General features: G+C 49.9%; 1 protein-coding gene. It reads right to left on the bottom strand.

Going from position 1 to position 964, the window contains the following annotated elements:
• A partial coding sequence (locus tag ACTQ50_RS19680) for a transposase (RefSeq protein ID WP_441485566.1) occupies positions 1–888 on the bottom strand: 888 nt, incomplete at its 3' end.
• Positions 889–964 lie beyond the last annotated feature (76 nt).

Raw genomic sequence — 964 nt, 5'->3', positions numbered from 1 at the left:
GTCTTCGCCGCTGCGGAACAGCCACATGAAGGATTGCGTCTGTGCCCGGCGCTCTTCTTCCTTCAATACCTGGACTCTGGTCTCATCTGCCATTGCGAAGCTGCGCTTCAGCAGTTCCCGGTGGAAGTAATCATACATTGGCTGAAAGTAATTCCTGGAGCAATAGATGATCCAGTTGGCAAGTGTTGTCCTGCTGATCTGGGCACCATACTGTTTCCAGTCTTTCTCCTGACGGTAAAGGGGAAGTCCATTGGCGTACTTCTGATACATCGTCCATGCAACGGTGGATGCGGTCGCCGGGCCTTTTCCTACCAGGGCCTGCGGAACCTGAGACTTTACGATCACAGGCTTTTCCGTGTCTCCCAATCCTTCCTTACAGGACGGACATCCATAACTCTGGCTGTAGTATTCGATCACTTTACATGTGGCCGGGATGAATTCCAGCTCACGGCGGACATACTCTTCGCCGATCAGAACCATCTGCGTACCGCAGACCGGGCAGACCTGCTCTTCATCCGGAAGAGGGATGACTACTTTTTCAACCTTCAGGCCTTTAAAAAGATCCTCATGGGTTGCTTTCTTCTTGCGGGTATGCTCCCGGATCACGGTCTCTTCTTCCAACAGGGAAGGATCCTGTTCCACTTCCGCTTCATCAAAAAGGTGCTGCTGTCCTGGAATGTCATCGGTCCTTCTTTCGCTGGAAGAACCGAAAAGCTTTTTGGTAAGATAGTCCACCTGTTCCTGAAGGGCTTTTTCGTGGCTGGTTTTTTCGTCAATAACAAGACGGAGAGATTTGATCAGTTCCGTCTGCTCAGAGATCATTGTTTTCAACCCGCTTATGGTGTCCTTCAGCTCTCGCAGCTGGATGTCTTTTGCACTGGAAGCCATCGTTCTCTCCTTGGATTTGATACCTTTATTATACCAGAAATGCAGCCATTCCTAAAGGAAAACAAGCGCTGAAAAA

The sequence above is a fragment of the Blautia sp. Sow4_E7 genome, assembly GCF_052116245.1.
In the GTDB taxonomy this organism is placed as follows: Bacteria; Bacillota; Clostridia; order Lachnospirales; family Lachnospiraceae; genus Blautia_A.
Note: the sequence above shows the minus strand (reverse complement) of the source record. Positions and strands in the feature narration are given on the sequence as shown.